A 14567-nucleotide genomic window follows, 5' to 3' on the forward strand; every position below is an offset into this window, starting at 1 on the left:
AAATGAAAATTACCGCGCCGGCAGCGGCAGACAGACCGCGAGCCACGCGGGCGGCGTCGGCGCGAGCCGCAGCGCCACCGGCGCATAACGGCCGTCGAGACGCGCCGCCAGATAGAAAAGCTCCGCCGCGTTCTTCGGGTCCCACTGGCCCGAGTAGCCCGGCAAGCCGGCCTCGCGCCGTTTCGCGTCGAAGGCGACGCTCGAATGCACGAACTCGTCGTGCGTCTTCGTGCCGAGCGCGTACGGCGTCAGCCAGTTGAGCGCGCCGGCGAGCGTCGCGCCCGTCGGCGCGCGCTCCGGCAGCCAGTTGCGGTTATGCCGCCGCGCCGCGAGCGCCGCCGTCACGAGCGGCTGCAAGTCGTAGGTGACATAGTGCAGCGCGTCGCGCTCGGCGAAATCGACCGTCGAACCGTCCGGCGCGATGTTGTCGCCGATATGCTCGACAAAAAGCCGCTGCGCCGCGTCGATCATCTTGCGGTCGTCGATGGTGAACGCGCCCATCGCGATCAGCTTCACGCGATGGCTCTGCCAGTTGTTGCGGTATGTGCCCTTGAGCGGCCGCGCCTGCTTGTCGATATCCGCGACGTAGCCGTTCACCAGCTTCGCGATGAACGCATTGGCCGCGTTGCGCGTTTTCACCGGCAGCGCGCTCGCCGTCAGATCGTAGGCGAGGATCAGCGACTCGAAGTTCGTCTCGTCGATCGGATTGAAGCTCGGCTGATATGTCGTGGTCCACGCCAGCAGGAAACGGTCGACGAGGCGCAGATAGCGCTCGTTGCCCGTGGCGCGCCAGGCGAGCGCCGCATTGCGCATCAGGTCGAGGTCTTTCTCCGCTTCGACGCTTTGGTCATAGATGCCTTCGTGCGGCAACGTGCCTTCGGTGTGCAGCGTGGCGCGGGCCTTCGGCGTCTCGTTGACGTGCGCCTGCACCGCGTTCACCAGCGCCTTCACGCCGGGATCCGCATTCGTGCGCTCGCTCGTCTGCATGGCCGGCGCGGCGCAAAAGTTCATCGCCGCATGCGCGGCAGGCGCGGTCATCGAAAGCGCGCAAAGCGTCGCCAGCGTCGCGCGTGTCGCCCTGAAGCGGCTCGCCTCGTTCCCCTTTCGCACCTTCGGCGCCATACGCACTCCCTGATTGGCTTGGTCCGGGGTGAGATGTTAGCCGTTCTCGAACGCACCGCAAAACCGCCCGACAAAGCTTGACGCTTTCGGGCGGCGCGGCGCGCCGTGCGTCACGCGTCGGCGTACTCCGACACCGGCACGCACGAGCACATCAGATTGCGGTCGCCATATGCGTTGTCGGCGCGGCCCACCGGCGACCAGTACTTGCGCGCGATCAGCGTCTTCACCGGATACGCCGCCTCTTCACGCGTGTACGCGTGCTTCCATTCGTCCGCCGTCACGACAGCAGCCGTGTGCGGCGCGTTCTTCAGCACGTTGTCTTCGCGATCGGCGCGGCCCTCTTCGACTGCGCGGATTTCGTTGCGAATGGCGATCATCGCGTCGATGAAGCGGTCCAGCTCTTCCTTCGATTCCGATTCCGTCGGCTCGACCATCAGCGTGCCGGGCACGGGGAAGCTCATGGTCGGCGCGTGGAAACCGTAGTCGATCAGGCGCTTGGCCACGTCTTCCACGGAAATGCCGCTCGCTTCCTTGATTGGCCGGACATCGAGAATGCACTCGTGCGCGACGAGCCCGCCCGGGCCGCTGTACAGCACCGGGTAATGCGGCGCGAGGCGTTTCGCGACATAGTTCGCGGCGAGAATCGCGCTTTCGGTGGCGGCGGTGAGGCCCTTCGCGCCCATCATCGCGATATACATCCACGAAATCGGCAGGATCGCGGCCGAGCCGTACGGCGCCGACGACACCGCGCCGATGCCCGCTTCGTCGCGCTGATAGCCGGTCGAAGCCTGGTTCGGCAGGAATTTGGCGAGATGCGCGCCGACCGCGACGGGACCGACGCCCGGTCCGCCGCCGCCGTGCGGAATGCAGAACGTCTTGTGCAGGTTCAAATGCGAGACGTCGCCGCCGAACTGGCCGGGCGCGCACAGGCCGACCATCGCGTTCATGTTCGCGCCATCGACATACACTTGCCCGCCGTGCTGATGCACGATGTCGCAAATCTCGCGCACGTTGCGCTCGAACACGCCGTGCGTCGACGGATACGTGATCATGATCGCAGCGAGATTCGCGGAATGCTTCTCTGCCTTCGCCTTGAGATCGTCGATATCGACGTTGCCGTTCGCATCGCACGCGACGACCACGACCTGCATGCCCGCCATTTGCGCCGACGCCGGGTTCGTGCCGTGCGCGGACGCCGGAATCAGACACACATTGCGATGCCCTTCGCCGCGCGACTCGTGATACGCGTGAATGATGAGCAGGCCCGCGTACTCGCCCTGCGAACCCGCGTTCGGCTGCAACGAGACGGCCGCGTAACCGGTGCACGCGACGAGCATCTGTTCGAGCTGGTCGATCATCGTGCGATAGCCGAGCGTCTGCTCGGCCGGCGCGAACGGGTGAATCTGCGCGAACTCCGGCCACGTCACGGGCAGCATCTCGGACGTTGCGTTGAGCTTCATCGTGCACGAGCCGAGCGGGATCATCGTGCGGTCGAGCGCGAGGTCCTTGTCGGCGAGGCTGCGCAGATAGCGCAGCATTTCGTGCTCGGAGTGATGCCGGTTGAAAACCGGATGCGTGAGGTAATCGCTCGTGCGCTTGAGGTCTGCCGGAAGCGAATCGCTGATGGACGCGTCGAGCGCGTCGATATCGAACGTTTCGGTCTTGCCCGCGACTTCCGCGAACAGCGCGAAGAGCTTCTGCAGGTCGTCGCGCGTGGTGGTTTCGTCGAGCGATACGCCGACCTGGGTCCCGCTCACGCGCCGCAGATTGATATGCGCGGCGTGAGCGGCCTGATGCAGCGCGGTCGTGTTCGCGCCGCTTTCGATGGTGACGGTATCGAAGAACGTCTTGTTGGCGATGCTGTAGCCGAGCTTCGCCACGCCCGCCGCGAAAATCGACGCGACGCGGTTCACGCGCAGCGCAATCGTCTTCAGACCTTGCGGGCCGTGATAGACCGCGTACATGCTCGCCATGATCGCGAGCAGCGCCTGCGCCGTGCAGACATTCGATGTCGCCTTCTCGCGGCGAATGTGCTGCTCGCGCGTTTGCAACGCGAGACGCAGCGCGGAATTGCCTTGCGCATCGACGGTCACGCCGACGAGACGGCCCGGCATCTGACGCTTGAATTCGTCGCGCACGGCCATGTAAGCCGCGTGCGGACCGCCGAAGCCGACCGGCACGCCGAACCGCTGCGTGTTGCCGATGGCGACATCCGCGCCCCATTCGCCCGGCGGCGTGATGAGCGTGAGCGCGAGCAGATCCGCCGCCGCGACGACATGGCCGCCCGCCGCGTGAACCGCTTCCGCGAGCGCGCGGTAGTCATGCACGTCGCCGTTCGCGCCGGGATATTGCAGCAGCACGCCGAACGCGTTCGCGCTGGCGGCATCCGCTGCCGGACCGACCTTCACTTCGATGCCCGCGGGCTTCGCGCGCGTCTTCACCACTTCGATGGTCTGCGGCAGCACGTCGTCCGCGACGAAGAACACGTTGGACTTCGGCTTGCCGACGCGTTGCAGCAGCGTCATGGCTTCGGCGGCGGCGGTCGCTTCGTCGAGCAGCGATGCGTTCGACATCGCGAGGCCGGTCAGGTCCATCACCATTTGCTGGAAGTTGAGCAGCGCTTCGAGACGCCCCTGCGAGATTTCCGGCTGATACGGCGTGTAAGCCGTGTACCACGCCGGATTTTCGAGCACGTTGCGCAGGATCACGGCAGGCGTGTGCGTGCCGTAATACCCCTGACCGATGAAGGTTCGAAACACCAGATTCTCGTCCGCCAGCTTGCGCAGCGCCGCGAGCGCCTCGGCTTCGCTTTTCGGCTGCGTGAACGCGCCCAGCGGCAGCGTTTCCTTGCGGCGGATCGTGTCCGGAATCACCGCGTCGATGAACGCCGCGCGCGACGCGAAACCGAGCGCGTCGAGCATCGCGCGCTGGTCGGCCTCGTCGGGGCCGATGTGCCGGCCGGCGAACGCATCGTGGCATTCGAGCGCGGCGAGTGACAGGGAAGTGCGGTTCATCGGACGATCCGGGTGTTCGAGCTTCATGTGAATTCCTGCGAAAGCGGCCCGCATGGAGCCGCCCTCGTCTGATAGAGAGTTATTCGCCGATCGACTTGCCGTAGCCTTCGGCGTCGAGCAGCTTGTCGAGGCCCGCGTCGCTCGCGGGCTTGATCTTGAAGAGCCAGCTTTCGTACGGCGCGCCGTTCACCTGATCCGGCGACGACGTCAGCGCGTCATTCGCCGCGACGACTTCGCCAGAAACCGGCGCGTAGATGTCGGAGGCGGCCTTCACCGATTCGATGACCGCGATGGCGTCGCCCGCCGCGACGGACTTGCCCGCCGCCGGCAGTTCGACGAACACGATGTCGCCGAGCGCCTCTTGCGCGTGATCGGTGATGCCGACGGTCAGCGTGCCGTCGGACTCCGTGCGGACCCATTCGTGCGATTCGGTGTATTTCAGATCGGCCGGGATGCTCATTGGATGCTCCTTGCGTGGTTCGTTCGTGAGATTCTGGGTCGGAGGAAACGGGCGCGACGGCGCTCGATGGCGTTACGCCAGATCGACGAGCACCTTGCCGTTGCGCACGAACGGAAGTTTTACCACGCGCGCGGGAACTTGCTTGTCGCGAATGACGACCTGCACCGTATCGCCCGGCGCGACGGCCGTCGGCACGCGGGCGAACGCAATCGACTCCTGCATGGATGGCGAGAACGTGCCGCTCGTGATCTCGCCTTCGCCGTGCGGCGTGACGACCTTCTGATGCGCGCGCAGCACGCCGCCCGCACGACCGTTTTCCTTGATGAGCACGAGCCCGACGAAAATCGCCTTCGAGCCGTTCGCCTCCAGCGCCGCGCGTCCGACGAAATCGCGCGGCGTTTTCAGATCGACGGTCCACGCGAGACCCGCGTCGAGCGGCGACACCGTTTCGTCCATGTCCTGGCCGTAGAGATTCATGCCGGCTTCGAGCCGCAGCGTGTCGCGCGCGCCGAGGCCAGCGGGCTTCACGCCCGCGGCGAGCAGCGCGTTCCACAGCTTTTCGATGTTCGCGGCCGGCACGACGATCTCGAAGCCGTCCTCACCGGTGTAGCCGGTGCGCGCGAGCATCAGTTCGCCGTACTGCGTGGAGGGGAACATGACCGCGTTGAACGGCTTGACGGCTTCCGTTTCGGCCCGCGTATCCGGCAGCACGTTCCAGACCTTCTCGCGTGCGTTCGGCCCTTGCACCGCGATGATGCCGAGATCGCCGCGCGGCGTGATCGCGACGTTGAAGTTGCCGTCGGCGTTCAGCTTCCCGAACCACGCGATGTCCTTGTCCGCCGTGCTCGCGTTCACGACCACGCGGAAGTGCGTCTCGGAGAAGTAATAGACGATGAGGTCGTCGATTACGCCGCCGTCGTCTTTCAGCAGGCAGGAGTAGAGCGCCTTGCCGGGCGTGGTCAGCTTGTCGACGTTGTTCGCGATCGCGTGGCGAAAGAACGCGCGGACCGCGTCGCCCTCGAAATCGACGACGCGCATATGCGACACGTCGAACATGCCAGCGTCGGTGCGCACCGCGCGATGCTCGTCGATCTGCGAACCGTAGTTGACGGGCATGTCCCAGCCGCCGAAATCGACCATGCGCGCGTTGAGCGCGAGGTGAGCGGCGTGCAAGGGCGTGTGTTGAAGTTCGGTCATCGGGGCCTCGGTTCGCGGAGCAAAAAAGGCCACGCAGCGCGCTTTCGCTGCGGATGGCCGCCTTGCTCGCCGCACGATGCAGCCAAGACAAGACACCGACCCGCGATGCGGTTGCGATGCGTGACCCCTCTGTCCTCGGTACCTGAGAGATTGCGCGGATTCGCGAGCGTGTGCTGGCGGTCCATCGCGCGCCCCTTCGGTGGGCAACTGGCCTGATGCGTGCCGTTGCCGCTCTCCAGAGTGCGAGGAATGTGTCCTCGACGCGGCCGGTCCTTTTGCCTGAGAGTTTGTGGGTGTGCCCCTTCGGCGGCGCGGCTCTCGCTTCCATGAAGCGGCCACGCGCTCTCCCGACGCGTGCGGCAGAATTTACGCGAGGGGAATGGGGTTGTCAAACGGATTCGGACGGGGGCGATTGCCCGAAACGGACGGGCGTGATTGGCACGAATCGTTACTTTCGCGGCGCGGCCGTCGCCTACACTCGGATGTTCGCCGACTCACTTTCGAATCGATCATGGCTTCAGTCACCATTAACGGCCGGACGGTCACCGGTAATGAGATCTCCATTCGCGGCAAGCAAGTGACCGTGGACGGCGAAGTCGTCAGCGGCGAGGACTCGCCGCGCATCACCATCGAGATTCACGGCGACGTCGAGCGGATCGAGGTCGAAACCTGCGACAAGCTCACGGTGCACGGAAAAGCCGGGGCCGTATCGGTCGTGTCGGGCAACGTCTTGTGCGGCGATGCGAGCGGGTCGGTGCAGACGGTGTCGGGAAATGTCGCGTGCCGCGACGCCGGCGGAAATGTGAGCACGACGTCCGGCAACATCAACAGGCGCTGACACTCACCCCCGCACGAACTCCACCCTCCGCCCTTCCCGCTCGCTCTGCATCGCGAGCTCGATGACCGTCATCACGTCGACGGCATCTTGCGGCGTCACCGGGAACGGCTTGCCGTCGATCACCGACGCCGCCAGCGCGCGATAGAACTCCACATAAGCGCCATCGCGCGTCGCGAACTGATGCCGCAGATCGTGATCGCCGTCCACTTCGCGCAAAAGCCCCGGCGGATTCTTGCCGAATTCCGGATTGCCCGGCCGCATGCCCGAGCGAAGCTGGTCTTCCTGCACGTCGAGGCCGGTCTTCACATAACTGCCGCGCGTGCCGTGAATCGAAAAGCGCGGCGGCTCCAGCGCCGCGAGCGCGCTCGCGTGCAGCACCACTTCCTTGTCCGCGTAACCGAGCAGAAGATGCACGTAGTCCGGCGCGTGCGCGTGGTCGCGGTGCGCCTTCACGAACGCCGTCACCGTCTGCGGCGCGCCGAACAGCGTGAGCGCCTGATCGATCAGATGCGGCCCCAGATCGAACAGCAGACCGCCGCCGCGCGCCGCTTCTTCGCGCCAACGCTGCGGCACTTTCGGGCGAAAACGGTCGAAATGCGATTCATAGTGCGTGACGCGCCCGAGCCGCCCGCTTTCGATCAGCGTGCGCACCGTCAGAAAATCGCCGTCCCAGCGGCGATTGTGGAACGGCGCGAAGAGCAATCCGCGCTCGGCGGCGAGATCGGCGAGCGTGCGGGCATCGCGGGCGGACAGCGTGACCGGCTTGTCGACGACCACATGCTTGCCCGCCGACAGCGCACGGTGCGCAAGGTCGAAGTGCGTGTCGTTCGGCGTGGCAATCACGACGCACGGAACGTCGGTGAGCGCGATGAGCGCATCGAAGTCGGCGACGATGCGCGCGTCCGGATAGTCGGCGAGCGCGCGCTCGGCCTGGCTCGTCGCGATGGCGGCGACCTTCGCGCGGCCGCAATGCTCGATGACGGGCGCGTGGAACGTCGCGCCGGCGAGGCCATAGCCCATCAGGCCGACTTTCAGTGCTGAACTCATGGAAGGCATCATCCTGTCGTGAATCGGTCGGATATTGTGGCATGAGCCTGAGCCGCCAGAAGCGCCATCGGCCAGCGAACAGGGGCCAAAACCCGCCGCGTTCTATCGTGTTAACATCGCGCTCTCGAATTTGCCGTGCGATCAACGGGTTGCGCGGCGGTGTTCGCAGTTCAATCGGCGGCGCGGCTTGGCTTTCTGCGCCGCTCGCCTCACTCGCCAAAGTCCAGAACGATGTCCGCAGGTCTCAACGCCGCCCAAAGCGAAGCGGTGCGCTATCTCGATGGTCCCTGTCTCGTGCTCGCCGGCGCGGGCAGCGGCAAGACGCGCGTCATCACGCAGAAAATCGCGCATCTGATTGAAGGGCGCGGCTTCGAGCCGAAGCACATTGCCGCGCTCACCTTCACGAACAAGGCCGCGCTCGAAATGCGGGAGCGCACCGCAAAGCTGCTCGAAGGCAAGACGCTGACGACGCCCGGCAAGGAAGGCCGCAAGGTGCCGGTCAATCAGTTGACTATTTGCACGTTTCACTCGCTCGGCGTGCAGATCATGCGGCAGGAGGCGGAGCACGTCGGCCTGAAGCCGCAGTTTTCCATCATGGATGCCGACGACTGCTTCGGCATGGTTCAGGAGCAACTCGGCACCACGGACAAAGGGCTGATCCGCAAGATTCAGTCGATCATCTCGCTGTGGAAAAACGCGATGGTTTCGCCCGATCAGGCCGCCGTGCTCGCCAGCAACGAGGACGAGCATCAGGCGGCGATCGTCTATCGCAGCTACGCCGCGACGCTGCATGCGTATCAGGCGCTCGATTTCGACGATCTGATCCTGCGCCCCGCGCAGCTTTTCGCGGAGAACGAGCAAGTGCGCGAAAAGTGGCAAAACCGCCTGCGCTATCTTCTGATCGACGAATATCAGGACACGAACGCCTGCCAGTACGAACTGCTGAAGCTGCTGGCCGGTCCGCGCGCCGCGTTCACGGCGGTCGGCGACGACGATCAGGCCATCTACGGCTGGCGCGGCGCGACGCTCGAAAACCTCGCGCAGTTGAGCAAGGACTTTCCGAAGCTGCATGTGGTGAAGCTGGAGCAGAACTATCGCTCGACGGTGCGCATTCTCACGGCGGCGAACAACGTGATCGCGAACAATCCGAAGCTCTTCGAGAAGAAGCTGTGGTCCGAGCACGGCATGGGCGACACCATCACCGTGACCGGCTGCAACGACGAAGAGCACGAGGCCGAATCCGTCGTGTTTCGTCTGTCGGCGCACAAGTTCGAGCGACGCGCGGCGTTTCGCGATTACGCGATTCTGTATCGCGGCAACTTTCAGGCGCGTATTTTCGAGCAAGTGCTGCGGCGCGAGCGCATTCCGTATGTGCTCTCGGGCGGGCAGTCGTTCTTCGACCGCGCGGAAATCAAGGATCTGATCGCGTATCTGCGTCTGATCGCGAATCCCGACGACGATCCCGCGTTCATCCGCGCCATCACGACGCCCCGTCGCGGCGTCGGCAACACGACGCTGGAGGCGCTCGGCGCCTTCGCGGGCGCGGCGAAGGTGTCGCTGTTCGAAGCGGTGTTCATGGGCGGCATCGAGGCGCGGCTGTCGGCGCGGCAGGTCGAGCCGTTGCGCACGTTCTGCGAGTGGATTCGCCGCCTGTCGGACCGCGCGGGCCGCGATCCGGCGACCGAAGTGCTCGACGACATGATGGAAGCCATCCACTACGAAGCGTATCTCTACGATGCCTTCGACGAGCGGCAGGCGCAATCGAAGTGGCAGAACGTGCTGGAGTTTCTCGAATGGCTCAAGCGCAAGGGCACCAAGCCCGATGCGTCGCCTGAAGCGGAACAGACCGGCTACGACACGGCCGACGGTTTCGCCGACGAAGGCAAGAATCTGCTCGGGCTGATCCAGACCGTCGCGCTCATGTCGATGCTCGAAGGCAAGGACGAAGATCCCGACGCCGTGCGGCTCTCGACGGTGCACGCGTCGAAGGGACTCGAATATCCGCACGTGTTTCTGGTCGGCGTGGAGGAAGGCAACATGCCGCATCGCGGCGGCTCGGACGACGACGCGCCGATCGACGACGCGCGCATCGAGGAAGAGCGCCGGCTCATGTATGTGGCGATCACGCGGGCGCAGCGCAGCCTGCATCTGAACTGGTGCAAGAAGCGCAAGCGCGCGCGGGAGACGGTGGTGTGCGAGCCCTCGCGCTTCATCCCCGAGATGCTGCTCGACGACGCCCCGCCCCCGACGCCCGAAGAAGCGCCGCTCTCGCCGAAGGATCGCATGGCGATGTTGAAGGCGATGTTGCAGAAGAACTGACGCTTCCGCGTTCCCGCGTTACTTCGCCGCGTTCACCATGTAATCGACGGCGGCCTTCACGTCCGCATCCGACGCGTTCGATCCGCCCTTCGGCGGCATCGCGCCCTTGCCGTGCAGCGCGTAGTTGTAGACGGTCTCCATCGAGTCCTTGAGACGCGGCGCCCACGCGGCCTTGTCGCCGAATTTCGGCGCGTTGAGCACGCCCGCCGCGTGACACGCCTGGCAGACTTGCTCGTAGAGCGCCTTGCCGGCCTGCGACGCATCGGCGCTTTGGGCGCCCGCCGCCGGCGCCGATGCCGTCTGCGGCACCGACGCGAGTGCCGCGACGGCGGCTGCGGCTTGGGCGTTTTCCGTCGAGCTTGCGCCCGCCGCGCCCTCCGCGCCGGAAGCCGCCGCCGGCGCCGAAGCGGATGCCGCAGCGCCCGGCGCCGGCTGCGCCGGCTCGTCGAACTTCGCGCCGCCGTTGTTCGCCATGTAGACGACGGCGCGCGCAATCTCGAAATCGCTGTAATCGTCGGGGCTGGTGCCGCCGCGCGGGGGCATCGCGCCCTTGCCGTTCAATGCGTTATGGACGAGCGTGTCGTAGCCTTCGCCGATACGCGGCGCCCATGCGCCCGCATCGCCGAACTTGGGCGCGCCGGCTGTGCCGGTGGCGTGACACGTCGAGCACACGGCTTTGAAGACTTCCTCGCCGGTTTTATAGACGCGCGGCGCGTTGGCGTCGCGGATGTTCACTTGCGCGGCCGGCGCGATTCTTTGTTCGACGGAGGCGTCGAGATTGGTGCCGGCGCCGGTGCGCGTCGTGTTGTCGACGTAGACCGCAAGCAGAACGATGATGGCGACGGGAATGCCGAACCCAGCGATGACCGCCGCGATGAGTTGGCCGGGTGTCTTGATCGGGGCTCCGTGGGGGGCTTCGCTCATGCTTGTCTCGTCTCCCGTTTTTTTAGGTGAGTCGGTTCAGTGACAGCGTGACAGCTACCGCGCTTGACGCCCTGCGTCGCCGAGGGCACGGTCGATTATAGACGGAACGCTTACCGGAAGGCGCAAGGCGGCGGGCACCGTGGCGCGGGCGTTTACCCGAATCGTGTGATGCTTCGCGGGCGGCGTCGAACCCCGCGCGATGGACGGATCCATGGAAAACAGGTATCCTCTCGGATTCGCATGGGCCTTGCAGCCGTCTTCCGGCACCCGCACGCAAGGCTTTCCGCCGAAGCGCCCGTAGCTCAATGGATAGAGTACTGCCCTCCGAAGGCAGGGGTTGCTGGTTCGATCCCAGCCGGGCGCGCCAAGCTTGATAAGGGTTTCAGCGGTTTCTCTGCTGCGTCGTTCCCCTCCAGTACAGTGAAAATACAGTTCGTCCAATCAGCTGGCCGCGGTCTGCAGGTCGACGACCTGCGTGTGCGGCTGAGCGCAGCGCGCCAGGTGATCGGCCGACAGGTGCGCGTAGCGTTGATTTGGTCCAAGCGCTGGGCTACCAGGGCGGAGCAGCGCTTGAAATACTGTCCGAACTCTCGAAAGGCGACGACAGTCAGGCGCGAGCCGCGGCCGTAACTGGTCTTGGTCACATCTCGTCACCGCTCGAGGGTTCGATTTTGCAGGACAGAATCAATGACCGCGACCCGGAAGTCAGACGAGCGCTCATTAGAAGGTGCGACAAAGCTTCCGGACAGTGATAGTTACGAAAGTTTCTCAAAAATGCACCCGCTTGGCGATGGTTTCGAGGTAGACGTGCTACTCGAGTTCGATCATTCAATACTCTAAAGCTTTAAGACTTTGTTGAATGCGTTAGGTCAGTCCGCCGCCGCACGACTTCTGACACGCCTGAGTGATCCTAAGCCGAGAATACGGATGAGGGCTCTGCACCATCTGGGCGGACCTCAGCGATCCTGAAGCTCTTTAGGCAGTTCGCGAACCCAACGTCATTTCCTCCATTATCGAACGATTGCAAGATAGAGATGCGAGGGTTCGACTAACCACCATTGCGTTGTTGTCGAATGTTGGCTTACCGAGCGCGGCGATCGCGCCTTTGCAGCAATGCCTGCGTGATCGTGACTCTAAAGTCCGTGAGCGTGCCAAATGTTTTTTGCTCACGTTTCGAGCGACCCTCTGAATTTCAGTATACGATCGGACCGCTCCGAATCAGCTTTCATTCGCTGAGCAGCGGAACCTTTCAGTTCCACATCACACCGACGCTTCGAAGTAACGAGCGGTCCTTGAAAAAACTGACAACCGGCGCGGTGCGCCAGCGAAAGGTCCGAGGAGAAAATTCCAGTCCCCTTTCCGCCTGCGGCCCGCTTGCATGGAGTGTTTTGATGCCAAGCTTAATCTCCCGTCGCCACCCCCGCGTATAGGGTAAGGCGGAATCGTTCTCCGCAGGAACTAATGCAATTGGTGCAGCGCGCCCCATTGTCGTCGCTCTAGTCCGTGAGCAGCTTGTCTTGCTCTTCCGACAGATTGAAAAGCTCCTCGACTAGGCGATAAACCTTCGTGAGAGGATTCGACAAACCGAAATCATCGCCGGAGCCATCGAGTTTCCTGGCATGCTTCAAGGCAGTCTTAAGATCTTTTCGCATAGCTTGGAAAATTCCGCGTTTGGCTTTTACGTAGTTGGCGAACCGTTCACTTTTTTTCAAATCATTGATGAGCTCGGTAGCTGTGAGGTAAGCCTTTGTCGAGAAGCCGTCGTGAAGCAAAAGCCAAAGCTCGAAACACGGGATAGAGTAAATTGCTTCTATGTTCAACGCAATCTTTCGTCCCTTGAAGCCTTTAAGGCGAGCGATCGCGTCGGGGAAGTGCTCATGCGTGTCTTTGTCAAACACACAGTAAACCGCGTCGAAATCTTCTTCCCGTTTTCTTTTTTCTGCATAACGCACAAGGTTTGCGGGGCAGGTCGATGTCGACGGTTCGACATCGACCTGTGCCGATGTTAGCTCTAGTGTTGCAATCATGTCGCGGAAATACAGTGGTTCTGTCCTGATACCTTCGCAAACAATCAAAACTCTCTTGAGCGCTACCTTCGATGCTTTTCGCCGTGCGAGCATTCCCGCCGATTTTGGTGTGCGGGCCATTAAGGCTCCATCGATTCGTTGATCTGTGCCAAGGCCTGCGCATGCGCAGCGCTCATTAGCTTTGCTTTTCGAACGACTGGAACGCCTCGGTAAGCTCCTCCAAGGTACTCCTCTTTCAGTCTGGAGAAGCCTTTCCTTACCTTGTAATCACTCAACGGAACGAGCCGGGTTGTCCGGTCCTTGCCTTTGTCAGCAAACCAAATCTGGTCGCGGCGCAGGAATGTGTGCGTTAGGATTGACGTGTCGTGAGTTGTAAAGATAAGCTGCGCATTTCCAGTGTTCATCTCGGGATCGACGAACAGGGAAACAACGAGCTTGAAAATTAACGGGTGCAAATTTTCGCTCAATTCGTCGACGACCAAAGTCTCGCCAAGCGCGAGAATCATGGCAAGCGGGGCCGCCAAAGAAAATAGCTTTCGAGTGCCGTCCGATTCGTCCTTGATGTCGAGCCCGACCTTAGATTTTCCTGCCCGGTGATAGGTCGTGATCTTGAATGCATCCTGAGTCTTTAGTGCTTGCTCATAAAAACTTCTCCGCTCGGGAAGGATGTCCTGCATGACCGCCGCTCTGGTGCTGTCTTCAGCCTCTTCGACCTTGAAGTCAACAATGTCTAAGTCCGCAGCTTGCATAAACGCCAGGATTGTGCGGCGAATCCGTGTGGCTTCCTTCTGCATAGAGATCTCTGCACTGAACGCACTCGGGAAGAAGCCGTGGTTCCAGACATTTAGTTTTCCCTTGAGCCACTCATATGCGGGCTTCAACTGCTCGCTATTGAGCTGAACAGCTGTAGACAGGAAAAGCGCGTTTTCACGCGTTGCTTCTGCCCATATGCTCTTCTTCCCCTTCAATTGATCTCCGAGATCCCAGTCAAACGTACCGCTCTCGGAATTTCGGGTCCGCGTGAACCATCGCTGTGCACGACCCTTTGGGTATGCAAATAGCCACTCCTCGTGTATAACCGACTTGGTTGCGGATAGACCGTACGTATATCTGACGCTATCTTCGGCAACGAATGTAACCTCAAATTCAGTAGGAGCGGACGCCGACGCAGAGTCAAACGCATATGGTTCAATCTCCTTCAGAACGTCGCCTTTTTGCTTGCTGGAAGATCGAATCACCAGCTCTTGCAAAGCGTCAATCGCTTTAATGATGGTCGACTTCCCAGACGCGTTTGCACCATAGATCGCAGCGACGCGGAGCAACGGTACCCCGGCAGCGCCTGGCGGTATGACGTGAGTTTCCAGATGCTCATCGCCGGTGCCCTTGACCATTGATAGAGTCGTCCGGTGCTTAATCGAGCGAAAGTTGGTCACGTTGAACTCAATCAACATAGGAATTTCCTTGCCAGTTTTGCAGCTTTTTGTCGAAAAGCTCGACATGAGCCCTATCATACCCCGCTTTCGGGGCCAACACATGTCGGATGTACCAAAGGTAACTGCTTGTTAACCGCGCGGTCGTCGACGATGCCACACTGGGTGCACGCAGACGGCTCCGCTGCG

At 62.6% G+C, this 14567-nt stretch carries 10 protein-coding genes, 1 tRNA gene and 2 riboswitches; of the genes, 3 read left to right on the forward strand and 8 right to left on the reverse strand.

Features of this window, described 5'->3' with window-relative positions:
• Nucleotides 1-9: 9 nt before the first annotated feature.
• From HWX53_RS00910 to gcvT, 4 genes are all read right to left on the reverse strand, one after another.
• A complete protein-coding gene (locus HWX53_RS00910) occupies nucleotides 10-1038 on the reverse strand; it encodes an alginate lyase family protein (protein WP_241269910.1) in 1029 nt (342 codons plus the stop codon).
• Between the two features lie 194 nt (nucleotides 1039-1232).
• Nucleotides 1233-4163, reverse strand: a complete 2931-nt coding sequence (gene gcvP, locus HWX53_RS00915) for an aminomethyl-transferring glycine dehydrogenase (protein ID WP_175938589.1) — start codon at nucleotides 4161-4163, stop codon at nucleotides 1233-1235.
• A 52-nt stretch (nucleotides 4164-4215) separates the two neighbouring features.
• Entirely contained in the window at nucleotides 4216-4596 is a 381-nt protein-coding gene (gene gcvH / locus HWX53_RS00920) for a glycine cleavage system protein GcvH (RefSeq protein ID WP_175938591.1), read from the reverse strand.
• Between the two features lie 72 nt (nucleotides 4597-4668).
• The gene (gene gcvT, locus HWX53_RS00925) at nucleotides 4669-5793 is read right to left on the reverse strand and encodes a glycine cleavage system aminomethyltransferase GcvT (RefSeq protein ID WP_175938594.1); all 1125 of its coding nucleotides are present in this window, start codon (nucleotides 5791-5793) and stop codon (nucleotides 4669-4671) included.
• Between the two features lie 119 nt (nucleotides 5794-5912).
• Nucleotides 5913-6042: riboswitch (glycine riboswitch) on the reverse strand.
• A 7-nt stretch (nucleotides 6043-6049) separates the two neighbouring features.
• A riboswitch (glycine riboswitch) is annotated at nucleotides 6050-6153 on the reverse strand.
• A gap of 151 nt (nucleotides 6154-6304) precedes the next feature.
• Here gcvT and HWX53_RS00930 point away from each other — a divergent pair.
• Nucleotides 6305-6631 carry a hypothetical protein gene (locus HWX53_RS00930; protein WP_175938596.1) on the forward strand — a complete coding sequence of 109 codons (327 nt, stop codon included), beginning with the start codon at nucleotides 6305-6307 and terminating at the stop codon, nucleotides 6629-6631.
• Nucleotides 6632-6634: 3 nt separating this feature from the next.
• Here HWX53_RS00930 and HWX53_RS00935 read toward each other — a convergent pair whose 3' ends face one another.
• A complete protein-coding gene (locus HWX53_RS00935; RefSeq protein WP_175938597.1) occupies nucleotides 6635-7678 on the reverse strand; it encodes an oxidoreductase in 1044 nt (347 codons plus the stop codon).
• A 231-nt stretch (nucleotides 7679-7909) separates the two neighbouring features.
• Between HWX53_RS00935 and HWX53_RS00940 the strand changes: the two genes are divergently transcribed.
• The gene (locus HWX53_RS00940) at nucleotides 7910-9997 is read left to right on the forward strand and encodes a UvrD-helicase domain-containing protein (RefSeq protein ID WP_175938599.1); all 2088 of its coding nucleotides are present in this window, start codon (nucleotides 7910-7912) and stop codon (nucleotides 9995-9997) included.
• Between the two features lie 18 nt (nucleotides 9998-10015).
• Here HWX53_RS00940 and HWX53_RS00945 read toward each other — a convergent pair whose 3' ends face one another.
• Nucleotides 10016-10921 carry a c-type cytochrome gene (locus tag HWX53_RS00945; protein WP_175938601.1) on the reverse strand — a complete coding sequence of 302 codons (906 nt, stop codon included), beginning with the start codon at nucleotides 10919-10921 and terminating at the stop codon, nucleotides 10016-10018.
• Between the two features lie 291 nt (nucleotides 10922-11212).
• Here HWX53_RS00945 and HWX53_RS00950 point away from each other — a divergent pair.
• Nucleotides 11213-11288, forward strand: a tRNA-Arg gene (locus tag HWX53_RS00950).
• A gap of 1129 nt (nucleotides 11289-12417) precedes the next feature.
• On the opposite strand, the gene HWX53_RS00965 is transcribed toward HWX53_RS00950, so the two are convergent.
• Together HWX53_RS00965 and HWX53_RS00970 are read right to left on the reverse strand one after the other, a co-directional pair.
• Nucleotides 12418-13068 carry an RloB family protein gene (locus tag HWX53_RS00965; protein ID WP_175938607.1) on the reverse strand — a complete coding sequence of 217 codons (651 nt, stop codon included), beginning with the start codon at nucleotides 13066-13068 and terminating at the stop codon, nucleotides 12418-12420.
• Nucleotides 13068-14399, reverse strand: a complete 1332-nt coding sequence (locus HWX53_RS00970) for an ATP-binding protein (RefSeq protein ID WP_175938609.1) — start codon at nucleotides 14397-14399, stop codon at nucleotides 13068-13070. Before HWX53_RS00970 ends, HWX53_RS00965 begins: the two co-directional genes overlap by 1 nt.
• Between the last annotated feature and the right edge of the window lie 168 nt (nucleotides 14400-14567).

Origin of the sequence: Caballeronia sp. BCC1704 (assembly GCF_902833455.1) — a bacterium.
Classification (GTDB): domain Bacteria; phylum Pseudomonadota; class Gammaproteobacteria; order Burkholderiales; family Burkholderiaceae; genus Caballeronia.